Consider the following 20,681-nt stretch of genomic DNA (forward strand, 5'->3'; position numbering starts at 1 on the left):
AATGGACAAGGTTTATGCAAGCGCGGCGCAGGCCCTGGACGGTCTGCTGTTCGACGACATGACCATCGCCGCCGGCGGCTTCGGCCTGTGCGGCATTCCCGAGAATCTGATCGCCGCCCTGCTCGCCAAGGGCACCAAGGGGCTGACCATCGTCGGCAACAACGCGGGCGTGGACGATTTCGGCATGGGTCCGCTGCTGAAGACCCGCCAGGTCAAGCGCGTGTATGCCTCGTACGTGGGCGAGAACAAGGAATTCGAGCGCCAGGTGCTGGCCGGCGAACTGGAGCTGCACCTGGTGCCGCAAGGCACCCTGGCCGAGAAGCTGCGCGCCGGCGGCGCCGGCATCCCCGGCTTCTATACGCGCACCGCGTTCGGCACCAAGCTGGCCGAAGGCAAGGAAACCAAGGTCTTCGACGGCAAGGAATACGTGCTGGAAGAAGCCATCCACGCCGACGTTTCCATCGTCAAGGCATGGAAGGGCGACCGCCTCGGCAACCTGGTGTTCCGCAAGACCGCGCGCAACTTCAATCCGATGATCGCCACCTGCGGCAAGATCTGCGTGGCGGAAGTGGAAGAACTGGTGGAAGTCGGCACGCTGGAGCCGGACCAGATCCACGTGCCGGGCATCTACGTCGACCGCATCATCCAGGGGCCCTCGTACGAGAAGCGCATCGAGTTCCGCACCATCGCCGGCGCCAACACCGGCAAGGAAAGCCCGCTGCGCACCGCCATGGCGCAGCGCGCGGCGAAGGAACTGCGCGACGGTTTCTACGTGAACCTGGGTATCGGCATTCCCACCCTGGTGGCCAATTTCATTCCGGAAGGCATCGACGTCACCCTGCAGTCGGAGAACGGCCTGCTCGGCATCGGCCCGTTCCCGGACGACGCGCACGTCGACCCGGACCTGATCAACGCCGGCAAGCAGACCATCACCACCCTGCCCGGCTCGAGCTTCTTCTCCAGCGCCGAATCGTTCGCGATGATCCGCGGCGGCCATATCGACCTGTCGATCCTGGGCGGCCTGGAAGTCTCCTGCACCGGCGACCTGGCCAACTGGATGGTGCCGGGCAAGATGGTCAAGGGCCCGGGCGGCGCCATGGACCTGGTCAGCGGCGTCAAGCGCGTGGTGGTGCTGATGGAGCACACCGCGAAGGACGGCACGCCGAAGATCAAGAACGAATGCGATCTGCCGCTCACCGGCAAGCAGGTGGTGGACCTGATCATCACCGACCTGTGCGTGTTCGAAGTGGAGAAAGGCAAGGGCCTGACCCTGATCGAACTGCAGGAAGGCGTGACGGTGGAAGAGGTGAAGGCGAAGACGGGCTGCGATTTCGCGGTGGCGTCGACCTTGGGCTGATGCTCGGCCGGCGTAGGTTGGGGTGAGCCGCAGGCGAACCCCAACGATGCGCAACACACCGATATACCGATGTTGGGGTTCGCCTGCGGCTCACCCCAACCTACGCGGCGCTCGCCGGCAGCGGCTGCGGAAAACGGATGCGCGCCACGTGCTGGTTGCCGTCGCGCGTCTGCAGTTCCAGCGGCCAGGCGAAGCGCTCGCTGATGCGCTGTGCGATGGCCAGTTCGAAACCGTGGCGGTCGACCTTGTCCGGCCCCATGTCGACGCGGTTGGTCACCGTCACCGCGCCGGGATGCACGGTGATCACGATGGTGCCTTCCTCCGCCTGCTGGCAGGCATTGCGGATCAGCTGCCAGCACAGCACCGCGAACACGCGCGGCGAACCGTGCAGGGCGAAGCGCGCCGGTTCGTCCAGGCGCAGTGTCACCGGGCGACCTTCCAGCAGTTCGCGCACGTCGCGCAGTTCGCGCTCCAGCACGTCGTTGACCACGAAGTCTTCTTCGGTCAGGCCCTTGTCGGATTCGCGCGCCAGGATCAGCAAGGCTTCCACCAGCGCTTCCATCTCGCGCGTGGCGCGCTTGATGCGCTGCACGGAGCGCTGGCCGAACTCGCCCAGGGTGGGTTCGTCCGCCAGCATGTCGGCCGACATCTTGATCACCGTGAGCGGGCTGCGCAGCTCGTGGCTGGCGTCGCGGGTGAAGTTGCGCTCGCGCTGGTTGTAGCCGGCGATGCGGTGGGCGAAGCCGTACAGGCCTTCGGCCAGCGCCGCTATGTCCGCGTCCGCGCGGCTGGGGAGCTCGCCCGGCGTCCATTCGCCGATATCGGCCTTGCGCTCGTCCCAGGTACTGACCGCCTTGGCCAGCCGCCGCACCTGGCGCCACTGGCGCCGCGCGATCAGCCAGGCCAGCGCGCCGAGCGCGACGATCGATCCCAGTACCGCCAGCGCCGGCAGAACCTGGGTCACCCCGAGCACGCACAGTGCGGCCACCGCCACCGTCTGCAGGCCGAAAAGCCAGGCCATGCGGCGATGGAAGGCGCCGCGGCGGGAGCCTTCCGTCGCTGGTGGTGAAAACGATGCGGCCATCGGGTTACTTCAGGAAGGCCACCTGGTTCTTGGACGAATGCCCTTCCGCATCCAGCGGCGAACGCGGCAGGTCCAGGCCGGACTTCGAGCCCGGGGTTTCCGCATCCAGGTCGGCCAGGCGATAGCCGGCGGAGTGGATGGTGTGCAGCAGCGCGCGGTCGAAGGGTTTGTCGATCACCCGGCGCAGGTTGTACAGGTGCGAGCGCAGCGTGTCCGAATCGGGCAGCGTGTCGCCCCAGATCTCGCGCTCGATGTCGCGGCGGCTCACCACGCGCGGCGATTCGCGCATCAGGATCGCCAGCAGCTTCAGGCCGATCGGCGAGACGGTCAGTTCCTTGCCCGAGCGGGTCAGGCGCAGCGTGGCGGTGTCGAGCGTCATGTCGCCAACGGTGAGCACTTCGGTGGAAACCTGGCGGCGATCGCGGCGGATCAGGGCGCGCAGGCGCGCTTCCAGTTCGCGCACTTCGAAGGGCTTGACCAGGTAATCGTCGGCGCCGGATTCCAGGCCGACCAGCTTGTCCTCGAGGGTGTCGCGCGCGGTCAGCATCAGCACCGGCGTCGACTTCTTCGCCTCCTTGCGCAGCTTGCGGCACACCTCCAGGCCATCCATGCCCGGCAACATCAGATCCAGCACCACCACGTCGTAGCTGTTGGTCACCGCCAGATGCAGGGCGCTGACGCCGTCGGAGGCGTAATCGACCGAGTAGCCACGGCGCTCCAGGAATTCGCCGACCATTTCGGCGATCTGCCGGTTGTCCTCTACCAACAGGATCAGACCAGATTGTTCGTCGCGAGAACTCATCCTTTACCTCCTAGCACTTCACATTGGTGAAAGCTAACTTCGCGGCCGGTGAGTAGGGTGTGAAACGTTTTCGTATTCGTTCAGCGAATGACGCAAAAAGGCTACAGGTTCACTTTTTGGGACTTCCCTGCAACAACGGATGCAAGGCCTTCCAAACGTTGTCCAGCACCTTCGGCTCGCCGGCTGCGGTGGGATGCAGGCCATCATCCTGCATCAGCGCCGGATCGAGGGCCACGCCTTCGAGCAGGAACGGCACCAGCGCGGTGCGTTTGTCGCGGGCGAGGTCCGCATAGATCGCGCGCAGCCCGTCGCGGTACTGCGGCCCGTAGTTCACCGGAAGCTCGATGCCCAGCAGCAGCACCCGGGCGCCGGACTTCTGCGCCGCGTCGACCATCGCCGCCAGGTTCTCGCGCAGCGCCGGCAGCGGCAGGCCGCGCAGGCCGTCGTTGGCGCCCAGTTCCAGCACCACCACGCCCGGGCGGTATTTCTCCAGCAGGGCCGGCAGGCGATTGCGGCCGCTGAGCGAGGTTTCGCCGCTGATGCTGGCATTGATCGCCGTCCAGCCCGGCTCCATGTCGCCCAGACGTACTTCCAGCAGATGCACCCAGCCCTGGGCCGCCGCAATGTTGTGCGCGGCCGAGAGCGAATCGCCCAGGACCAGCACCGTACCGGGCTTGTTTGCCGCCATTGCGGCGCCCGCGCAGCCCAGCCACAGCAGCACCAGCCATAGGATCCGACGCATGAGCGAAATTTCCCGTCCGCTTCTCGAAGCCCGCGATGTTAGCAAGTCGGTGCGCGGCCCCGAGGGGCAGCTGGACATCCTGCGCGGGGTCAGCCTGCAGGTGCACGGCGGCGAGAGCTTCGCCATCGTCGGCGCCTCCGGCTCCGGCAAGACCACCCTGCTGGGCCTGCTGGCCGGCCTGGACGTGCCCAGCAGCGGCCACGTCGGCCTGGACGGCAACGCGCTGGAAAGCCTGGACGAGGAAGCCCGCGCCGACCTGCGCCGGCGCCTGGTCGGCTTCGTGTTCCAGTCCTTCCATCTGCTGCCGGCGCTGACCGCCGAAGAAAACGTGATGCTGCCGCTGGAGCTGGAAGGCCGCGACGATGCCCGCCCGCGCGCCCGCGAGGCGCTGGAAGCCGTCGGCCTGTCGGCGCGCCGCCGGCACTACCCGGCGCAGCTCTCCGGCGGCGAGCAGCAGCGCGTGGCGATCGCCCGCGCCTTCGTGCACGGCCCGCGCCTGCTGTTCGCCGACGAACCCACCGGCAATCTGGACCAGCGCACCGGCCACCACGTCAGCGACCTGCTGTTCGCGCTCAACCGCGACCACCGCACCACCCTGGTGCTGGTCACCCACGACCCGCTGCTGGCCGAACGATGCCAGCGCCGGGTGGAACTGCACGAAGGCCGGGTGATCGCCCGCGGCCCGGCGGAGCTCACCGTATGAGGCTGCTGCGCCTGGCCCTGCGCAGCCTGGTGCGCGAATGGCATCTGCCGGAACTGCGCACGCTGGCCGCCTCGCTGACCCTGGCGGTGGTGGCGCTGGGCGTGGTGGCCACCCTGGCCACGCGCATCGAGCGCGGCATGCTGGCCAATGCGGCCGAGCTGATCGGCGGCGACCTGGGCATCGGCTCGCCGCAGCGCCTGCCGGACACCTACGCCGCGCAGGCCCGCGACGAGGGCCTGTCGATCACCCAGGGCGCCGGCTTCCCCAGCGTGGCCTTCGCCCACGAGCAGAGCCAGTTGCTGGACGTGCAGGCCGCCGATGCGGCTTATCCGCTGCGCGGCCAGCTGGAACTGCGCGCCGCCCGCGGCGACTACATCGGCCACGGGCCGGCGCCGGGCGAGGTGTACCTGGACCACCGCGCCCTGGTCGCGCTCAGCCTGAAGCCCGGCGACACCGTGCAGGTCGGCGGGCGCGACCTGCGCATCGGCGCCGAACTGCTGCGCCAGCCGGACGGCGGCGAGCTGTTCGCCCTGGCGCCGCGCGCGATCATGAACTTGGCCGATGCCGAACAGGCCGGCCTGCTCGGTGCCGGCAGCCGCGCGCGGCATCGCCTGCTGGTGGCCGGCGAACCCTCCCAGGTGGCGCGCTGGCGCAGCTGGGCGCAGACGCAGAAGCTGCCGCAGGGCGCCGAGCTGATCACCCCGGAGCAGACCCAGGAACGCATGCGCAGCGCGTTCGACCGCGCCAGCGCCTTCCTGCGCCTGACCGCCCTGCTCTCGGCCCTGCTGGCCGGCGTGGCGATCGCGCTGGCCGCGCAGCGCTATGCGCGACGCAAGACCAACGAAGTAGCCCTGCTGCGCGCCCTGGGCACGCCGCGCCGGCGCGTGCTCGGCCTGCTGCTGGGCACACTGGGCGCGCTGGCGGTGCCGGCTTCCCTGCTGGGCGTGGCGCTGGCGCTGGGCATCGCGCAGGCGGCGTGGTCGTTCGCCAGCACGCTGTTCACCAGCGTGCCGGTGGAACTGCCGCTGGGTCCGGCCTTCGCCGCCGCGGCGATGGGCGTGGCGGTGCTGGCCGGCTTCGCCCTGCCGCCGCTGGCGCGGCTGGCCGAAGTGCCGCCGGTGGCGGTGTTCCGCGAGAGCATGGCGCGCCGCGTGCGCCGCTTCGACGCGCTGTATTTCATCCCCGTGCTGGTGGCGCTGGCGCTGATCTGGAGCCAGAGCGGCTCGGCGCGCATGGCCGGCATCCTCGCCGCCAGCCTGGCCGGCGTGGCGGCGGTGGCCGCGCTGCTGGCGGCGGCGCTGCTGTGGTTCGCGCGGCGCGTCGCGCCCGGCGCGCATCCGGCGCTGCGCCTGGGCCTGGCCGCGCTGGCCCGCCGCCGCGGCATGAGCCTGCTGCAGGCCACCGCGCTGAGCCTGGGCCTGGTCGCGCTGCTGCTGCTGGCGATCGTCGCGCCCGCGCTGCTGGAAGGCTGGCGCCGCGAGCTGCCGTCCGACACGCCGAACTGGTTCGTGCTGAACCTGCAGGACGACCAGCGCCCCGGCTTCGAGCAGGCGCTGGGCAAGCTCGGCGCGCAGCAGCTCAACATGCTGCCGCTGGCGGTGGGCAAGCTCACCGCCATCAACGGCCGCCCGATCGACCAGCTGAAGTTCCAGGACGAGCGCGCCAAGGACTGGAGCGACCGCCAGCTGCGCCTGTCGTGGACCGACGAACTGCCGCCTTCGAACCGCGTGGTGGCCGGCGCATGGAATGGCCCCAGTCCGCCGGTGGCCGAAGTCTCCGTCGACACCATGTGGCGCGACATGTTCGGCCTGAAGATCGGCGACACCATGAGCTTCAACGTCGGCGAAGGCACGGTGCAGGCGCGCGTGGCCAGCGTGCGGCAGGTGGACTGGAGTTCGTTCCGCGTGAACTTCTTCCTGCTGCTCGACCCCGCGCACGCGAAGGAGCTGCCGCACACCTGGATCTCTAGCTTCTACGTGCCGCGCGGCAATACGGAAGCGATGGCCCGGCTGTCGCGCGATTTCGGCAATCTCAGCCTGATCGACGTGGACGCCCTGCTCGACCGCGTGCGCGACATCGTCGACCGCGTAAGCCACGCGGTGCGCTGGGTGCTGGCCTTCAGCCTGCTGGCCGGCGCGCTGGTGCTGGCCGCGGCCCTGGCCGCCAGCGCGGCGGAACGGCGCCACGAAGCGGCGCTGCTGCGCACCCTGGGCGCGCGCCGCGGGCAGCTGCGCGCGGCGGCGGCCTGCGAGTTCGCCCTGCTCGGCCTGGTCGCCGGCCTCACCGCCGCGTTCGGCGCCGCGGGCGCGGGCTGGTGGATGGGGCGCGCGGTGTTCCGCATCGAAGGCTTCGTGCCGCCGCTGGGGCCGTTGCTGCTGGCCGCGCTGGCCGCGGCCATCGCGGTGATGCTGCTGGGGCTGGCCGGCACGCGCAAAGTCACGCGCACCTCGCCGATGCAGTTGCTGCGGGAGTCGTGACCGCGCATGACGTAGGTTGGGGTGAGCCGCAGGCGAACCCCAACCATGCGATGCGTCCCGACGTGGCCATGTTGGGGTTCGCCTTTGGCTCACCCCAACCTACGGTGAGCGCTGCCGGCTAAGATCGCCCGGTCCACACCACCGGGCTTCCCCATGTACACGCTCTACTACTCCCCCGGCACCGCCAGCATGGTCGTGCATCTGGCCCTGCTGGAAATCGGCGCGCCGTATCACCTGGAGCTGGTCGATTTCGAGCGCGACGCGCAGCACTCGCCCGAATATCTGCAGCTCAATCCCGGTGGCACGGTGCCGGCGCTGAGCATCGACGGCACCGTACGCTTCGAATCCGGTGCGCTGCTGCTGATGCTGGCCGAGCGCCACCCGGAAGCGAACCTGATCCCGCCCGCCGGCACGCCCGAGCGCGAGGCCTGGCAGCAGTGGGTGGTGTATCTGAGCAATACGCTGATGTCGGCGTACCGGCTGTGGTTCTATCCGCGCGAGCTGGGCTACGACGAACACCCGCCGGCGATCCGCGCGGCGATCCAGCGGCGCATCGAGAGCGTGTGGGACCGCCTCGACGCGCAGCTCGCGGCGCACGGGCCGTATCTGCTCGGCGAGCAGTTCAGCGGTGCCGACCTGATGCTGACCATGCTGCTGCGCTGGTCGCGAAACATGCCGCGGCCGGCCACCGGATGGCCCGCGCTCAAGCGCCTGGCCGACCTGGTGCGCGCGCGTCCGAGCTGGAAAAAACTCTACGAGCTGGAAGGCCTCAGCGAGTGGCAGTAAGCGCCGGCAAAACCTGGCGCCAGCGCCTCAGGGACGAATGGCTGCTCGCCGCCTTCGCCCTGCTGGCGCTGCTGCTGGCGCTGGCCGATCCACAACCGTGGAGCAAATACGAACGCTGGCTGCAGCTGCCCACCATCGCCGGCCTGCTGGGTTTGATGATTGCGATTCAGGGCATCCGCGACAGCGGCCTGGTGCAGCACCTGGCCGGCCTGCTGGTGGCGCGCGCGCATTCGCAGCGCGCGCTGGGCCTGCTGCTGGTGAGCATCACCGCGCTGCTGTCGATGGTGCTGACCAACGACGTGAGCCTGTTCCTGATCGTGCCGCTCACCGTGGCGGCCGGCGGCATCTCCAACCTGCCGGTGCTGCGGCTGGTGATCCTGGAAGCGCTGGCGGTGAATGCGGGTTCCACGCTCAGCCCGATCGGCAATCCGCAGAACCTGCTGGTATGGCAGTACCTGCGCCTGCCCTTCCTGCAATTCGTCGGCAGCATGCTGCCGGCCGCGGCCACCATGTTCGCCCTGGTGGCGCTGCTGGCCTGGTGCTGGCTGCCGCGCGAAAAGGTGGAGCTGCGCGCCGAGCAGGTCGATGGCCATGCGGTGTCCGCCACGCAGGCGGCGCTGTCGATCGTGGCGCTGGCGATGATGGTGCTGATGATGGAGCACGGCCACGCCACCATCGGCGCCTTGTTGCTGCTGATTCCGTTCGCGCTGCTGGACTGGCGCCTGCTGCTGCGCATCGACTGGCTGCTGCTGGCCACCTTCGCCGCGATCTTCCTGGGCCTGGGCCATTTCGCCGCGCTGCCCTGGGTGGGGCAGCTGATGAGCGCGGTGGACTTGAACCAGCCGCTGCATCTCTACGCCAGCGGCATCCTCGCTTCGCAGCTGATCAGCAACGTGCCCGCCACGGTGCTGCTGCTGGAACGCGCGCCAGATGCGATGGCGCTGGCGGTGGCGGCGAACGTGGGCGGTTTCGGCGTGGCGATCGGTTCGCTGGCGAACCTGATCGCCTTGCGCCTGGCGAAACAGCGGCAGGGGCTGCGGCTGTTCCATCGGGTGTCGGTACCGTTTCTGCTGGTGTGCGCGCCGCTGGTTTACCTCGCGGCGCGCTGGTTCAGCTGATCAGTCGTCACCGCGATCGCGCGGCACGTTGACCTTGCCGCGCACGCCCGAGTAGTTCACGTCGCCGCTGCCCTTGGCGCCCAGCGAGAGATCGCCGCCCACGTTGCGCGCAGTGAGGTCGCCGGAGCCGATCGTGTCGACACGCACGCTGCCGCCGACGTTGTTCACCGACACGTCGCCGGAGCCGATGCTGCCGACGCGCACGTCGCCCTTGATCTCCTCGCCCTTGAAGTCGCCCGAACCCACGGCGCCCAGCTCGACGCTGCCGACGCGGCTGGCATCCAGGTCGCCCGAGCCGATGCTCGCGCTGAGCGGGCCGTCCAGATCCTTCACGTGCAGGTCGCCCGAACCGACATGGGCATCGAGCCGCTTCATCCCTTCGACCCAGGCGTCGCCGGAACCGCCGTTCAAGGTGACCGGGATGGCCGGCGGCAACTTCAGGTTGACCTCGAGGTTGGCATAGCTGCGGCCGATACCCCAATGCGTGTGCTCGCGGCCCAGTTCGACGATCAGCACGTCGCCCTGGCGGCGCTGGCTGACCACCAGGTCGTCCAGCAGGTCCTGGCTCGACGCACAGGCGCGGCCGGTCAGTTCGCCGCCGCGCGCGCCGCTGTCGCCGCGCAGGTGCAGGTCGTGGCTGCGCAGGTCGATCTGCACCGAGCGCACGCCGCCCAGGTCGAGCTGGAGATTGCGGGGGGCCTGGAATTTGCAGTCGTCGGCCTGCGCGGCGAGCGGCAGCAGCAGGAGGCTGGCGAGGAAGAGGTGACGCATGGGGTGGCTCCTTGATGGACGTTCGGCCTTCTGATGCAGCCGCGCGCCGAAAGGTTGCAAGGCCGGCGCAATGGGTCAACCGCCAGTTGGCAGGGGCGTTCTCGACGACGATGCCCGTCAAGGAGAACGACCGCATGAAACGCAAGAGCTTGCTCGTCTGCGCCCTGTCCCTGCTGCTCGCCGGCGGCGCGACCTATGCCCTGGCACAGGATGCCGCCCCACCGTCCGCCCCGGCCGACAGCAAGAACGTCAGCCCGCCGCGCCGCGATGCCGCCCCACGCGCGCCGGCCGCCCCCGCTCCGCTCAACCTGCCCATGGCCAGCGCCGAACCGCCGGTGCTGGCCGACCTGCGCGAACTGGAACGCCTGTACACCCAGGCCGGCCGCGTGAAGGAACTGCCCGCGCTGTACAACGCGGTGCTCGCCAAGTCGCAGGATCCGCGCGTGCGCACTTACACGTATCACCAGCTCGCCCGCGCACAGATGGAGCCGGCGAACATGGACCAGGCCATCGCCACCCTGCGCAAGAGCCTGGACGAAAACCTGGCCGAGGAAGCCAAGCGCCGCGAAGACATCGAGAAGCTGCGCATGCGCCTGGAATTGCGCCCCGCCGCACCGCCGCCGCCGACACCGTCGGCCTGAACCCCATAACGACAACGACAACGCAAGCTTCGCTGTTTGCCCAGCGAGATGGAACTTGAGGCGCGAGGACCCCAGAACCTCGCGCCTCTATTTTTTTGCGAGCCCGGCAGCACGGACGTAGGTTGGGGTGAGCCGCTGGCGAACCCCAACACCGGCACCTTGATACGCCTCGCCACGTTGGGGTTCGCCTGCGGCTCACCCCAACCTACGCGAGGTTTTCGCCGCCCTTCACGCGCTGCCACAGCGCCTCCTGCGCCTCCAGGCCACGTTCGGCCAGCGGCAGGCCTTCTTCCCGCGCCACCGTCTCCATGCCGCGGAACCTGCGCTCGAACTTCTCATTCGCATGCCGCAGCGCCTGCGAGAAATCGACGTCCGCGTGCCGCGCCAGATTCACCAGCACGAAGGCCACGTCGCCGATTTCATCCTGCAGACGCGCCTTGTCCGCGCCGGCGGCGAACTCCACCCGCACTTCCTCGATTTCTTCGGCCAGCTTATCCAGCACCGGTTGCTCGTCCGGCCAGTCGAAGCCGACCTTGGCCGCGCGCTGCTGCAGCTTCAGTGCGCGCTTCCATTCCGGCAGGCCGCGCGACACGCCGGCCAGCGCGCTGTCGTCGTGGGATTCGCCCTTCGCCGCGCGCTCCTCGGCCTTGATCGCTTCCCAGGCGTCCTTCTGTGCCTCGACGTCGTCGTAGCTGACGTCGCCGAACACGTGCGGATGGCGGCGGATCATCTTGTCGCTGATCGCATGCGCCACGTCGGCGAAATCGAACAGCCCCTGCTCCTGCGCCATGCGCGCATGGAACACCACCTGCAGCAGCAGGTCGCCCAGCTCGTCGCGCAGGTCGTGCCAGTCCTTGCGGTCGATCGCGTCGGCCACTTCGTAGGCCTCTTCGATGGTGTACGGCGCGATGGTGGCGAAGTTCTGCTGCAAGTCCCACATGCAGCCGGTCTGCGGATCGCGCAGGCGGGCCATGATGGCGAGCAGGTCGTCGAGGCTGTGGCGCTTGGCGGTGTTCATGCGGTCAGACGTCCGCCGCGCGCAGGCGCGCGGTCCAGTCGATGGCCGTGTCGCCCACGGCGAGGAACTCGGGATTGAGCAGGGAATCCTTGCGGTTGTAGCGCAGCGGCTGACCGGCCAGGTCCAGCACGGCGCCGCCGGCCGCTTCCAGCACGCATTGCGCGGCGGCGGTATCCCACTCGCTGGTGGCGCCGCGGCGCAGATAGACATCCGCCGTGCCGCGCGCGAGCAGGCAGAATTTCAGCGAGGAGCCCATCGGCGTTTCGAGGAAGTCCTCGCCCAGCAGTTCGCGCAGCAAGGCCGCGCCGTGGCTGCCGTGCGAGCGGCTGCCGGCCACCACCGGCGGCTCGGCGATCGCGCGCGTGGCGATGGACGTCCATACGGCGTCCGCGCTTTCCTGCCGCCACGCGCCGCCGCCCTGTTCGGCGGCGTAAAGATCGCCGGTCACCGGTGCCAGCACTACGCCGAGCACCGGCTGGTGTCCGTCGATAAGCGCGATGTTGACGGTGAACTCGCCGTTGCGCTTGACGAACTCGCGCGTGCCGTCGAGCGGATCGACCAGCCAGTAGCGCGGCCAGCGCTGGCGTTCGCTCCACGGCGCGATGCGCGATTCCTCGGACAGCACCGGCAGCTTTTCGTCCAGCGCGTCGAGTCCGGCCACGATCACGCGCTGCGCGGCGAGGTCCGCATCCGTTACCGGCGAGTGATCGGCCTTGCGCTGGACTTCGAACTCCTGCGCGTACACGGTGAGGATGGCCGCCGCAGCGTCGCGCGCGATCGCCGCGACCTGTCGCAGCAATGATGAAACCGGTGCCGCGCTCATGCCGGCTTGCTCATGCTGGTTTGAACCGACCGGCGAGATATTCGCGGGCCATGAACAACGCAGCGATAGAGCGGCCTTCCGTAACGTCGTCGCGCACGATCAGCTCATGCAGATTCGACAGCTTCCACGGCACCACTTCGAGCTCTTCCGGCTCGTCGCCTTGCAGGCGCTCCGGATACAGATCCTGCGCCAGTACCACATGCGCCATATGCGTCATGTACGAAGGCGACAGCGACAGGTTGTGCAGGATCTTCAGCTTGCGCGCGCCGAAGCCGATTTCTTCTTTCAGCTCGCGGTCGGCGCCCTGCTCCACCGTCTCGTCCTGGTCCAGGCGGCCCTTGGGCAGGCTCAGTTCGTAGCGGCCGACGCCCGCGCCGTATTCGCGCACCAGCAGCACGGTGTCGTCGTCCTGCATCGGCACGATGATCACCGCACCCAGGCCGCTGCCTTTCAGGCGCTCGTAGGTGCGGCGCTCGCCGTTGGAGAATTCGAGGTCCAGCTGTTCGACGCGCAGGAAATGGCTGTCGTGGACGTCGCGGGTGGCATGGATGATGGGTGGCTTGGGCATCGTTCGATTCTAGCGCTCTAAGGTTGCACGGAACCGCGTCAGCGCCTGCGCATGCAGGGCCGGCGTGCCGGCCAGCACGCTGCGCGTATCCAGCGTGAGCGGTTGGCCTTCGAGGTCGGTGAACACGCCGCCGGCCTCGCGCACGATCGCGGCCAGCGCGGCGACGTCCAGGATGTTCACGTCCGACTCGATCACCAGATCCAGCCCGCCGCGCGCCAGCAGGTGGTAGTGGCAGAAATCGCCGTAGCCGCGGATGCGGTTGCTGTCGCGGATCAGCGCACCCAGTTCCGCCCAGCGCGCATCCAGGGTGAGCGTCTTGATGTTGCCGGTGGAGATCGAGGCCTGCGCCATGCTGTCGATGGCGGCCACCTGCACGCGCTCAGGTCCGCCCTCGCCCTGGAACCAGGCGCCATGGCCCGTGCTGGCCCACAGCGTTTCGCCGTAGATCGGCGCGCTGGATACGCCCAGCACCAGTTCGCCGCGGTGCATCAGCGCGATCTGGGTGGAGAAGAACGGCGTGCGCCGCACGAAGCTCTTGGTGCCGTCCAGCGGGTCGACCAGCCACAGCAGTTCGCGTGCGCTGTCGTCGAGGCCGAATTCCTCGCCGTAGACCGCCGCTTCCGGCAGCGCCGCCTGCAGCACCTTGCGGATGGCCAGCTCGGCTTCGCGGTCGGCGATGGTGACCGGGGTGGCGTCGCTCTTGATCTCCACGTCCACGCCGCGCCGCCAGTAGTGGCGGATCACTTCCGCCGCCGCTTCCGCCGCTTCGCGCGCCGCGGACAAAGCCCGCGCCAGATCGGGTGCAGTCATTGTTTCCCCTTGCCCATGATGGCGGCCAGGCCGCCGCTGCGTTGCAGATGCATGCTGCCGTCGGCCGCCAGGCGGCCGAAACCGGAAAGCCAGTCGCGCAATGCCGGATCCGGTTCGCGCGGTTTGGCCTTGATGTCGTATTTCCAGCCCAGCGGGCTCAGCGCCAGATGGCCGGCCAACTGCAGCGGGCCGTTGCCGTCGTCTTCCAGTGTGGCGTTGACCACGCCGGCCGTGCCGCTGGCGCGCAGCTGGAGATTGCCGAAAGCGAGCTCGCGCTGCGCGCCCTGCAGGCGTGCGCCGGTCCACTGCGCGGCGGCGTCCAGCTCCACCGGCCAGCGGCCTTGCAGCACGATGCGGGCGTTGTCGATGCTGAGGCGGCCATCGAGCCGGTCGGCCTGCGGCGCCAGACGGGCGGACAGCGTGGCCAGGTCGCCATCCAGTTGCACCTGGCTCCATTCCTCGCGCTTGCCTTCGAGCTGGCGCATCTGACCGCTGAGATGGCCCCATGGACCGCGAAAAGCCACGCCCAGCCGGGTCTCGCCGAGCAGAGCGCGGCGCGACAGCTGCCAGTCGAACTGGCCCAGGTCGCCGCCGCTGGCGGCCAGCACGCGCTCGGCATGGCCGTCCCACAAGGTGCCGCTCAGCCCCTCCAGGCGCAGGCCGTGCAGGCGCGCCTCCAGTTGGGGCCGCACCCAGCTCGCCGGCAGGTACGCCACCAGCCAGGCCAGGGCGGACAGCAGCAACAGGAACAGCAGAACGGTGCGCAACCGGATCAAAAAGAGGAGCTCCAACGGACAGGCGGGCTTGAGGCAGCCGGCGCCGAACCCCGATCATACCCGGATGAGCCCGAACGAAAGCCGCAACCAGACCCTCGCCGCGCGCGACCTCCGCCATCTCTGGCACCCCTGCACCCAGATGCACGACCACGCCGGCGCCGTGCCGCTGCTACCCATCGTCCGCGGCGAAGGGCCGTGGCTGGTGGATGCGGACGGGCGGCGTTATCTGGATGGCATCAGCTCGTGGTGGACCAACCTGTTCGGGCACGCGAACCCGCGCATCGGCGCGGCGCTGAAGGAACAGCTCGATACGCTGGAGCACGTGATTTTCGCCGGATTCACGCATGAGCCGGCGATTGAACTGGCGGAACGGCTGGCGGCGATCACACCCGCCGGATTGGAACGGGTGTTTCTGGCCGATAACGGCTCCGCCGCAATCGAAGTCGCGCTGAAGATGAGTTTCCATTACTGGCTGAATCAGGGCCGCGGGCAGAAAACGCGGTTTATTGCGCTGAGCGGGAGTTATCACGGCGAGACGCTGGGGGCTTTGTCGGTCAGCGACGTGGCGCTTTATCGGAAGACCTATGCGCCATTGTTGCTGACGCCGATCCTGGCGCCTTCGCCGGATGCGTACGAAGCGGAAGCCGGGGAAAGCGCGGAAGCTTATGCGGCGCGGCGGCTGGGCGATCTGCGCGCGTTGCTGGAACGGCATGCGCATGAAACCTGCGCGGTAATCGTGGAGCCGCTGGTGCAATGCGCGGGCGGTATGCGGATGTATCACCCGTCGTATCTCACCGGGTTGCGTGCACTGTGCGATGAGTTCGGCGTGCATTTCATCGCGGATGAAATCGCGGTGGGGTTCGGGCGTACCGGCACCTTGTTCGCATGCGAGCAGGCCGGTGTGTCGCCGGATTTCATGTGCTTGTCGAAGGGGCTTACCGGCGGTTTTCTGCCGCTGTCGGCGGTGCTCACCACGGAGCCGGTATACGAGGCGTTCTACGCCGAATACAACGCCGGCAAGGCGTTCCTGCATTCGCACAGCTATACCGGCAATCCGCTGGCCTGCCGCGCCGCCTTGGCGACGCTGGATATCTTCCGCGACGAGCCGGTGCTGGAGCGCAACCGGGTGCTGGCGGCGCATCTGGCGCGCCGACTGGCGCCGCTGCGCGAGCATGCGCATGTGGCCGATGTGCGGCAGACCGGGATGATTGCGGCGGTGGAGCTGGTGCGGGACAAGGCAACGCGCGCGCCCTATCCGTCAGAGGAACGGCGCGGCCTGCGGGTGTATCTGCATGGACTGGAGCATGGCGCGCTGCTGCGGCCGCTGGGCAACATCGTCTACTTCATGCCGCCTTATGTGGTGAGCACGGAGGAGCTGGACCACCTGGTCGACGTGGCCATCGCCGGTATCGAGCACGCCATCGCCCAGCCTTAGTGCCCGCCCACGCTCGGATCCAGCTTCCGCAGCGCCGGCCCAAGCTTCTGTTCGCCCGTGCGATCGATATCCTGCTTGTTGTAAGTCCGGCCCGGCGCGGGAATGCACTGGCCCTTCTTCGGCGGGATATGGCTGCCGGTCTGGCGCAGGCAGTTGTGATCGGTACCCACCTGCTGGCCGCCCCGGGCGCTGCTCGCCGGTGGCGGATACGGCATGGTTTCCAGGCCCTCGATGCGCCGGGTGCGGGCATCCTGGGTGGGCGCCTTGGCGTCCTGCGCCGAGGCTGAACTCGCCAGCATGGCCAGCAAGGCGGCGATAAGCAGGGGGGACTTGGACATGATTCGGCCCTCAGGAAGCCGTGGGTTCAACGATGCTGCGCCTGCCGGACGCCATCGGCAACCGTCTGGAGCCTGACGCGACACCGTCGTTCAGCTCCATCGTCGTGGGTAAAATGGCGCTTTCCCGAAAGCTTCCCGCCATGCGCACGATCCGTATCCACGTCGACCAGCCTCTCCCCATCGATACCGAATTCGCCCTGCCCGCCCAGGCCGGCGAACACGTTGCGCGCGTTCTGCGCATGACGGTTGGCGATGCGCTGGTGCTGTTCAATGGCGACGGGCAGGACTATGCGGCCGTCATCGTTGCGGTGGGCAAGCGCGAGGTGAGTGTGCGTGTGGCATCCAGCGAGCGCGTGGATAACGAATCGCCGTTGCGGCTGACGCTGGCCCAGGGCATTGCGCGTGGCGAGAAGATGGATCTGATCGTGCAGAAGGCCACGGAGCTGGGCGTGGCGCGCATTGTGCCGCTGCACACGGAGCGGTCCGAGGTGAAGCTCGATGCTGCGCGGGCGGAGAAGCGCCTGGCGCATTGGCGTGCGGTGGCGGAGAGTGCATGCGAGCAGAGCGGGCGCGCGATGGTGCCGGAGATTGTGCCGGCGTTGTCGCTGGAAGCGTGGTTGCGCGATCTGCCAGCGGACGATGGGGCGTTGCGTCTGGCGTTGTTGCCGGAGGGGACGGTGCAGGCGCGGGCGCTGGATTTCCCGGCGAGTGGTGGGGTGTTGGTGGTTGGGCCGGAAGGTGGATTGGGTGAGCGGGATGTGGGGGCGCTAAGTACGGCGGCGTTTCAGGGGTTGCGGTTGGGGCCACGGATTTTGCGGACTGAGACGGCGGGGTTGGCGGCGTTGGCGGCGTTGCAGGCGTTGCACGGCGACATCTGAAGCGGCTCAAAGTAGTCCAGCGAGAAGTTCCTTTGCGTCTTCATCACCCGACTTCTCGGCGATGAGCAGCCAGTAACGCGCCCATCTGAAGTTATCGCGATTCAAATAGCTTACGCCGAGGTTGTAGGCAGCTTCGGGACTTCCTTGGCTGATGGCGCGCCTATACCAATAGCGCGCGGCTTCGAAATCTCGTTTAAGGCCGTCGCCAGCGTCGTAGATATTGGCGAGATTGATCTGCGCCTCGACCACTCCATCGGAGGCCGCCTGTTTGAATAACTTGATGGAACGGCGCCGCTCTCCGCTTTCATAAAGATCGCAAGTTGCTTCCAGGACCTTCCGCGGATCGCTCTCTCGCGAGGTGGCAATGCGTGCTTTCGACATGAGTTCCTATCACCGCACGAGATATCCGAAATACAGACCACGGCACGCCATCGTGGCGCGCCGCGGCCCAAACTTTGGACAGGTAATGCCGCCTACCTTACGTGATAAAGCACCGCGGCACCCGGCTTCGCCTCGAACGCAGGCACGGTGCGCTGCTTCAGCGCATTGCCCTTCGCATCCCACACCAGCGTGTCCTGCGGGTAATCGTCCTTGCGCGTCATCGCGTCGATCTGCTTCACGATCACGGCCGAGCCTTCTTTCACCTCGGGGTTCCAGGTGAACACGCCCACGCGGCCATAGAACGCGGCGGGCGCATCGGCGTCGAGGCGGCGATCGGGACACATCACCAGCCCGCGTTCCAGCATCACGCGCAGTGCGCCAACGGGCACGGCCTTTACGGTGGGAGTGGTGCGGTCGGCGCTATGTCCAGGGCAGACATTGGCGGAGCGGGTGACCATGTCTTCGACGACTTCGCGATCCGATTGGGCGAAGGCCGGCATGGCGGCGACGGAGAGAACCAGCAGGGCGGCGGCGGAAATCCTTTGCATACGTCTAACTCCTTGGCTGTTGGTCCGGGCGAGAGTAGCAAGGGTGTGTTAACAGTTGGTGATCAGCCCACCTAGCCTGTGCCCTACTTCCAAACGAAGTGCCCGTACACGATCAGCGCACTGAAGATCGTTCCAACGATGATGATGAAGGGAAGAATGGCGAGCATGATCCATGCTTCCCATGGATACCTGTTCGGCCGCTCGCCCTTCTTCTTCATCGTTCGCACTCACGCCTGTTTGAGGCCAAGGAATCGATCAGTACACCCGTCCCTGTCGCCCTCGCCCCGTATTGAACTCCATGGCGAACGAATCGTCCCGCCCTTCGACCAGAGCAACCAACCCTTCCGCTAATGTGGACAGCTGCGCGTAATCGGTAGCTATTTCAACGAAGGTATAGCTGCGAATGGTCTTCCCATCATCCGACGGCTCCGCCACCGCCGCCCGCAAGCCGATCTCACCTAAGAATCCCGTAGAGCGCACCGATAGATCGACGTGCCGCCACCTCAGCTTCGTCAGATCATTCGCATCCAGATACCCACCGAAAAATTCCACTCCATGCTCCGGCAGAGGATAAGCCGCCATTTCCTTGGCCTTTTCCAGAAGGAACCTGGGGTCGAAATACGCGGAGCCGCGCCCCGCATAGAGACCGGATTGAAGTTCCATACACAACTCACACGAGCCATCGTCGTCATGCTTTATCTCGAAACCGATTAATTCCCTCATAACGCCCTCAAATTTCCGAATGTCAGGTCTACGACGCGAGAGATCGCGTCGCTCGAAGTAGCAGCGGCCATCCGGTTCCGCGCGCAGGACTTTGCATACTGCGTATGCCTGCAGAGCCGTGGTTGTAACAGCAACCAGGCCGTGCTCGTAGTGTTCTACGACGACATGATTATCGGATGTGACGAAGCGCCCAATCGTCGTCGGCGCCGTATAGGCGCAGTCTGAAAATTAAAGAGGAGGGAGTGACCGATCAGTTGGTGACCGATCAAGGCGCAGGAATTTTTTCGCGTAGAAGACTTTCAAGAGTTCAATCCAAGGGTGCGCAACAAGCGCTCGCATCTACTGCAAGGCTTCGGACTTTTCTAGCGACTCTAAGAAGAACGGTTCTGACGGAATATTGCACTTGGCAATATCCACAAGGATTAGTCTGAATAACTGAGTTCGACTCGCACTGCTGCCGATCACTTCATCCAGTGGATAGATGAACTGCCACTCGTCCTTGGTGTGAAGGATGACCTTCTTGCTGGGCCCGGCGTACTCGGATAGCGATCCAACGTAGTCCTTCCACTCTCCATCCACATCCCGCTGCAGCACAATGGAATTGGGATGGACCATCCAATACTTCTCCGCCCGGATATCCGCATACAGACTGACAGGCTTAGTTGCCCCGTTGGATATGACAAAGACGCCATAGGAGAACTTGCCTCCTTCAATGTCCAGCTCTTGCCGGGCAACAGGCTTGATGCTTACTCGTGACTCGCGATCCGCGCAGTCAGCAGCCCTTGATGGAGCAGCCGCCGCGGGTCCGCAAGCCAGAAGAACGAGACCAAGGAAGAGAGATGGCAGGATTGCTCTCATAGACTCAACATGAAGGTGAGAGGCCGACAGAGGCGACAAGAAACTTGCCCCGCCCCGCTCTGGTTCAGCGGAAAGCTACAAGCGCGGAAACCAAACACCTCTGTTCGACGGGGCGGCCATGTTCGGGATCACATGCCCCTGATCGAGGGTGCTCACATCAACATCAACAATCACTTCAAGCACCTCTCTTTCGCCGAAGACCCGAAAAACGTCCTCGAGCAGAAAGGCTCCGGCGTCATCGATATCGTAAGCAGTTATCCCGCAGCCGATGTTCAGCACTGAAGGGGTGCCGTTGTTAGACAACTTGAACCAGTAGCGACGCAACATATCGAGCCTCGGGCTTAACAACCCCACCCTTTAAAAGTGCGAGGAAAGCGAGCTCACGAGCACCTCTCCACAGCACCGTCACGGATAAAGGGGATGAGCGTAGTTAACTTGCCCCGAGCAGTCACCTTAGAAACCAAAAGGATCGAGCTCAAGCCTATCCATAGAGCATTTAACATCATCCGTCCCCTTATCGCTGGACTTCGACGCCCAAGCCGGCAACATCAGGGCGCTATGCGACCGCTACCGCGTGGCGGACATTGCCATCGACATCACGGGCATGGGTGCGGGCGTGTACCAGCTGGTGAAGCAGTTCTTCCCGATGGCGCGGGCGATCCAATACTCGCCCGAGACCAAGGGCCAGATGGTCATGAAGACTCAGGACGTCATGAACAAGGGGCGCCTGGAGTTCGATGCCGGCTGGACCGATCTGGCCGCGGCCTTCATGGCGATCCGCAAGACGATGACCGCCAGCGGCCGCCACATGACCTACGACGCCAGCCGCTCAGCCGACGTGGGCCATACGGGCTTCGCTTGGTCCGTCATGCATTCCCTCATCTACGAACCGCTGAAGGGCCATTGGTCGTCTTCTTCTTTCTGCGCCATGCTGCAACATAACTTTGTTGAATAGGGCTATGCCTGAGCGCTTTTTGTTTGCTGAATGATCCAGAAAAGTAGGCCTGACGTAGCGGCCGCCAGCGAATTCACTAGAACGCCTCC

24 protein-coding genes and 1 pseudogene are annotated in these 20,681 nt (G+C 66.6%); 9 read left to right on the top strand and 16 right to left on the bottom strand.

Translation table 11 applies throughout. From position 1 onward, the window contains the following. Nucleotide 1 precedes the first annotated feature (1 nt). Nucleotides 2-1,357 (top strand): 3-oxoacid CoA-transferase, encoded by a 1,356-nt coding sequence (locus tag KK141_RS23105; protein ID WP_214568995.1) that lies wholly within the window; start codon nt 2-4, stop codon nt 1,355-1,357. A gap of 100 nt (nt 1,358-1,457) precedes the next feature. Here KK141_RS23105 and KK141_RS06700 read toward each other — a convergent pair whose 3' ends face one another. The 3 genes and pseudogenes from KK141_RS06700 to KK141_RS06710 form a co-directional block, all read right to left on the bottom strand. Further along, nucleotides 1,458-2,378: a HAMP domain-containing sensor histidine kinase gene (locus KK141_RS06700; RefSeq protein ID WP_250901607.1), complete on the bottom strand. Its 921-nt coding sequence runs from the start codon at nt 2,376-2,378 to the stop codon at nt 1,458-1,460. A gap of 166 nt (nt 2,379-2,544) precedes the next feature. After that, nucleotides 2,545-3,243: pseudogene (locus KK141_RS06705) on the bottom strand (response regulator transcription factor); the annotation flags it as partial. Between the two features lie 109 nt (nt 3,244-3,352). Continuing rightward, nucleotides 3,353-3,985, bottom strand: a complete 633-nt coding sequence (locus tag KK141_RS06710) for an arylesterase (RefSeq protein ID WP_214568999.1) — start codon at nt 3,983-3,985, stop codon at nt 3,353-3,355. Here KK141_RS06710 and KK141_RS06715 point away from each other — a divergent pair. The 4 genes from KK141_RS06715 to KK141_RS06730 all read left to right on the top strand — a co-directional run bounded on the left by KK141_RS06715 (nt 3,984) and on the right by KK141_RS06730 (nt 9,069). Then, a complete protein-coding gene (locus KK141_RS06715) occupies nt 3,984-4,688 on the top strand; it encodes an ATP-binding cassette domain-containing protein (RefSeq protein WP_214569001.1) in 705 nt (234 codons plus the stop codon). The two genes, KK141_RS06710 and KK141_RS06715, sit on opposite strands and share 2 nt — an antisense overlap. Next, complete coding sequence (locus KK141_RS06720; RefSeq protein WP_214569003.1) at nt 4,685-7,165, top strand: FtsX-like permease family protein; 2,481 nt, start codon at nt 4,685-4,687, stop codon at nt 7,163-7,165. Before KK141_RS06715 ends, KK141_RS06720 begins: the two co-directional genes overlap by 4 nt. 153 nt (nt 7,166-7,318) lie before the next feature. Further along, entirely contained in the window at nt 7,319-7,951 is a 633-nt protein-coding gene (locus KK141_RS06725) for a glutathione S-transferase family protein (protein WP_214569005.1), read from the top strand. Then, nucleotides 7,942-9,069, top strand: a complete 1,128-nt coding sequence (locus tag KK141_RS06730; protein ID WP_345777531.1) for an SLC13 family permease — start codon at nt 7,942-7,944, stop codon at nt 9,067-9,069. Before KK141_RS06725 ends, KK141_RS06730 begins: the two co-directional genes overlap by 10 nt. Here the strand turns inward: KK141_RS06730 and KK141_RS06735 are convergent, their stop codons facing one another. Next, entirely contained in the window at nt 9,070-9,840 is a 771-nt protein-coding gene (locus KK141_RS06735) for a hypothetical protein (RefSeq protein WP_214569009.1), read from the bottom strand. A gap of 134 nt (nt 9,841-9,974) precedes the next feature. Between KK141_RS06735 and KK141_RS06740 the strand changes: the two genes are divergently transcribed. Then, nucleotides 9,975-10,481 (top strand): hypothetical protein, encoded by a 507-nt coding sequence (locus KK141_RS06740; protein WP_214569011.1) that lies wholly within the window; start codon nt 9,975-9,977, stop codon nt 10,479-10,481. A 205-nt stretch (nt 10,482-10,686) separates the two neighbouring features. Here KK141_RS06740 and mazG read toward each other — a convergent pair whose 3' ends face one another. Genes mazG through KK141_RS06765 form a run of 5 tightly spaced genes read right to left on the bottom strand, consistent with a single transcriptional unit; the run spans nt 10,687 to nt 14,476 of the window. Then, nucleotides 10,687-11,499, bottom strand: coding sequence for a nucleoside triphosphate pyrophosphohydrolase (mazG, locus tag KK141_RS06745; RefSeq protein WP_214569013.1), 813 nt, complete (start codon nt 11,497-11,499; stop codon nt 10,687-10,689). A 4-nt stretch (nt 11,500-11,503) separates the two neighbouring features. Continuing rightward, nucleotides 11,504-12,322, bottom strand: coding sequence for a 3'(2'),5'-bisphosphate nucleotidase CysQ (gene cysQ, locus KK141_RS06750; RefSeq protein WP_214569015.1), 819 nt, complete (start codon nt 12,320-12,322; stop codon nt 11,504-11,506). A 10-nt stretch (nt 12,323-12,332) separates the two neighbouring features. After that, nucleotides 12,333-12,890: an ADP compounds hydrolase NudE gene (nudE, locus tag KK141_RS06755; protein WP_167252277.1), complete on the bottom strand. Its 558-nt coding sequence runs from the start codon at nt 12,888-12,890 to the stop codon at nt 12,333-12,335. A 9-nt stretch (nt 12,891-12,899) separates the two neighbouring features. After that, the gene (locus tag KK141_RS06760; RefSeq protein ID WP_214569017.1) at nt 12,900-13,700 is read right to left on the bottom strand and encodes an inositol monophosphatase family protein; all 801 of its coding nucleotides are present in this window, start codon (nt 13,698-13,700) and stop codon (nt 12,900-12,902) included. Next, complete coding sequence (locus KK141_RS06765; protein ID WP_214569019.1) at nt 13,697-14,476, bottom strand: type II secretion system protein N; 780 nt, start codon at nt 14,474-14,476, stop codon at nt 13,697-13,699. Before KK141_RS06765 ends, KK141_RS06760 begins: the two co-directional genes overlap by 4 nt. A 64-nt stretch (nt 14,477-14,540) precedes the next feature. Here KK141_RS06765 and KK141_RS06770 point away from each other — a divergent pair, with 64 nt between their 5' ends. Then, the gene (locus KK141_RS06770) at nt 14,541-15,911 is read left to right on the top strand and encodes an adenosylmethionine--8-amino-7-oxononanoate transaminase (RefSeq protein WP_214569021.1); all 1,371 of its coding nucleotides are present in this window, start codon (nt 14,541-14,543) and stop codon (nt 15,909-15,911) included. On the opposite strand, the gene KK141_RS06775 is transcribed toward KK141_RS06770, so the two are convergent. Then, entirely contained in the window at nt 15,908-16,249 is a 342-nt protein-coding gene (locus KK141_RS06775) for a hypothetical protein (protein WP_250901608.1), read from the bottom strand. The two genes, KK141_RS06770 and KK141_RS06775, sit on opposite strands and share 4 nt — an antisense overlap. Before the next feature lie 140 nt (nt 16,250-16,389). Between KK141_RS06775 and KK141_RS06780 the strand changes: the two genes are divergently transcribed. After that, the gene (locus KK141_RS06780) at nt 16,390-17,127 is read left to right on the top strand and encodes a 16S rRNA (uracil(1498)-N(3))-methyltransferase (RefSeq protein WP_214569435.1); all 738 of its coding nucleotides are present in this window, start codon (nt 16,390-16,392) and stop codon (nt 17,125-17,127) included. Nucleotides 17,128-17,133: 6 nt separating this feature from the next. On the opposite strand, the gene KK141_RS06785 is transcribed toward KK141_RS06780, so the two are convergent. From KK141_RS06785 to KK141_RS06805, 6 genes are all read right to left on the bottom strand, one after another. Continuing rightward, nucleotides 17,134-17,508 carry a tetratricopeptide repeat protein gene (locus KK141_RS06785; RefSeq protein ID WP_214569023.1) on the bottom strand — a complete coding sequence of 125 codons (375 nt, stop codon included), beginning with the start codon at nt 17,506-17,508 and terminating at the stop codon, nt 17,134-17,136. A 92-nt stretch (nt 17,509-17,600) separates the two neighbouring features. Next, nucleotides 17,601-18,032: a hypothetical protein gene (locus tag KK141_RS06790; protein ID WP_214569436.1), complete on the bottom strand. Its 432-nt coding sequence runs from the start codon at nt 18,030-18,032 to the stop codon at nt 17,601-17,603. A 107-nt stretch (nt 18,033-18,139) separates the two neighbouring features. Beyond that, nucleotides 18,140-18,274 carry a hypothetical protein gene (locus KK141_RS23070; protein ID WP_284733858.1) on the bottom strand — a complete coding sequence of 45 codons (135 nt, stop codon included), beginning with the start codon at nt 18,272-18,274 and terminating at the stop codon, nt 18,140-18,142. Nucleotides 18,275-18,311: 37 nt separating this feature from the next. Continuing rightward, on the bottom strand, nt 18,312-18,719 hold the full coding sequence (locus KK141_RS06795) for a hypothetical protein (RefSeq protein ID WP_214569025.1): 408 nt from the start codon (nt 18,717-18,719) through the stop codon (nt 18,312-18,314). Nucleotides 18,720-19,118: 399 nt separating this feature from the next. Next, the gene (locus KK141_RS06800) at nt 19,119-19,637 is read right to left on the bottom strand and encodes a hypothetical protein (protein WP_214569027.1); all 519 of its coding nucleotides are present in this window, start codon (nt 19,635-19,637) and stop codon (nt 19,119-19,121) included. Nucleotides 19,638-19,712: 75 nt separating this feature from the next. Continuing rightward, nucleotides 19,713-19,964 carry a hypothetical protein gene (locus KK141_RS06805; protein ID WP_214569030.1) on the bottom strand — a complete coding sequence of 84 codons (252 nt, stop codon included), beginning with the start codon at nt 19,962-19,964 and terminating at the stop codon, nt 19,713-19,715. Between the two features lie 193 nt (nt 19,965-20,157). Between KK141_RS06805 and KK141_RS06810 the strand changes: the two genes are divergently transcribed. Then, on the top strand, nt 20,158-20,592 hold the full coding sequence (locus tag KK141_RS06810; RefSeq protein ID WP_250901626.1) for a hypothetical protein: 435 nt from the start codon (nt 20,158-20,160) through the stop codon (nt 20,590-20,592). Nucleotides 20,593-20,681 lie beyond the last annotated feature (89 nt).

Source organism: Dyella sp. LX-66, assembly GCF_018599165.1.
GTDB classification, from domain to species: domain Bacteria; phylum Pseudomonadota; class Gammaproteobacteria; order Xanthomonadales; family Rhodanobacteraceae; genus Dyella_D; species Dyella_D marensis.

Excerpts from the sequence above, each read along its gene's own strand:
- KK141_RS23105 (WP_214568995.1), top strand. The coding sequence starts at position 2 with ATGGACAAGGTTTATGCAAGCGCGGCGCAGGCCCTGGACGGTCTGCTG.
- KK141_RS06700 (WP_250901607.1), bottom strand. The coding sequence starts at position 2,378 with ATGGCCTGGCTTTTCGGCCTGCAGACGGTGGCGGTGGCCGCACTGTGC.
- KK141_RS06715 (WP_214569001.1), top strand. The coding sequence starts at position 3,984 with ATGAGCGAAATTTCCCGTCCGCTTCTCGAAGCCCGCGATGTTAGCAAG.
- KK141_RS06710 (WP_214568999.1), bottom strand. The coding sequence starts at position 3,985 with ATGCGTCGGATCCTATGGCTGGTGCTGCTGTGGCTGGGCTGCGCGGGC.
- KK141_RS06720 (WP_214569003.1), top strand. The coding sequence starts at position 4,685 with ATGAGGCTGCTGCGCCTGGCCCTGCGCAGCCTGGTGCGCGAATGGCAT.
- KK141_RS06725 (WP_214569005.1), top strand. The coding sequence starts at position 7,319 with ATGTACACGCTCTACTACTCCCCCGGCACCGCCAGCATGGTCGTGCAT.
- KK141_RS06735 (WP_214569009.1), bottom strand. The coding sequence starts at position 9,840 with ATGCGTCACCTCTTCCTCGCCAGCCTCCTGCTGCTGCCGCTCGCCGCG.
- KK141_RS06740 (WP_214569011.1), top strand. The coding sequence starts at position 9,975 with ATGAAACGCAAGAGCTTGCTCGTCTGCGCCCTGTCCCTGCTGCTCGCC.
- mazG (WP_214569013.1), bottom strand. The coding sequence starts at position 11,499 with ATGAACACCGCCAAGCGCCACAGCCTCGACGACCTGCTCGCCATCATG.
- cysQ (WP_214569015.1), bottom strand. The coding sequence starts at position 12,322 with ATGAGCGCGGCACCGGTTTCATCATTGCTGCGACAGGTCGCGGCGATC.
- nudE (WP_167252277.1), bottom strand. The coding sequence starts at position 12,890 with ATGCCCAAGCCACCCATCATCCATGCCACCCGCGACGTCCACGACAGC.
- KK141_RS06760 (WP_214569017.1), bottom strand. The coding sequence starts at position 13,700 with ATGACTGCACCCGATCTGGCGCGGGCTTTGTCCGCGGCGCGCGAAGCG.
- KK141_RS06770 (WP_214569021.1), top strand. The coding sequence starts at position 14,541 with ATGAGCCCGAACGAAAGCCGCAACCAGACCCTCGCCGCGCGCGACCTC.
- KK141_RS06775 (WP_250901608.1), bottom strand. The coding sequence starts at position 16,249 with ATGTCCAAGTCCCCCCTGCTTATCGCCGCCTTGCTGGCCATGCTGGCG.
- KK141_RS06780 (WP_214569435.1), top strand. The coding sequence starts at position 16,390 with ATGCGCACGATCCGTATCCACGTCGACCAGCCTCTCCCCATCGATACC.
- KK141_RS06785 (WP_214569023.1), bottom strand. The coding sequence starts at position 17,508 with ATGTCGAAAGCACGCATTGCCACCTCGCGAGAGAGCGATCCGCGGAAG.
- KK141_RS23070 (WP_284733858.1), bottom strand. The coding sequence starts at position 18,274 with ATGAAGAAGAAGGGCGAGCGGCCGAACAGGTATCCATGGGAAGCATGG.
- KK141_RS06795 (WP_214569025.1), bottom strand. The coding sequence starts at position 18,719 with ATGGAACTTCAATCCGGTCTCTATGCGGGGCGCGGCTCCGCGTATTTC.
- KK141_RS06800 (WP_214569027.1), bottom strand. The coding sequence starts at position 19,637 with ATGAGAGCAATCCTGCCATCTCTCTTCCTTGGTCTCGTTCTTCTGGCT.
- KK141_RS06805 (WP_214569030.1), bottom strand. The coding sequence starts at position 19,964 with ATGTTGCGTCGCTACTGGTTCAAGTTGTCTAACAACGGCACCCCTTCA.